This is a genomic window from Legionella sp. ST3F1 (assembly GCF_048553315.1).
Taxonomy (GTDB): Bacteria; Pseudomonadota; Gammaproteobacteria; order Legionellales; family Legionellaceae; genus Tatlockia; species Tatlockia donaldsonii.
Window position 1 is genome coordinate 1 of record NZ_JBLZIO010000096.1, and the last position, 232, is coordinate 232.

The window sequence follows — 232 nt, forward strand, 5'->3', positions numbered from 1 at the left end:
ATATCAACCTAGCCAATTAGAAGAGGGAAATTTAGTTTATGTACTGTCAAAAGAAGAACTTCATATTCCCAAAGTAAACGAGGGTCATATTAATTTATCTTTACATGGGAACCCTCTTTTAGTGTTAATTCATTACCCTGATCTGGCAAAAATTACCAGTCTTGATCTTTGTTTGGCGTATCTGAATGAAGGAGAGGTTGCTCAATTACTTCAATTGATGCCTCAAATTAAA

General features: G+C 34.1%; 1 protein-coding gene. It reads left to right on the plus strand.

All coding sequences use genetic code 11. The annotated features are described in order from the left end of the window. A partial coding sequence (locus ACN4Z1_RS16080; RefSeq protein WP_419423070.1) for a hypothetical protein occupies window positions 1-232 on the plus strand: 232 nt, incomplete at both ends.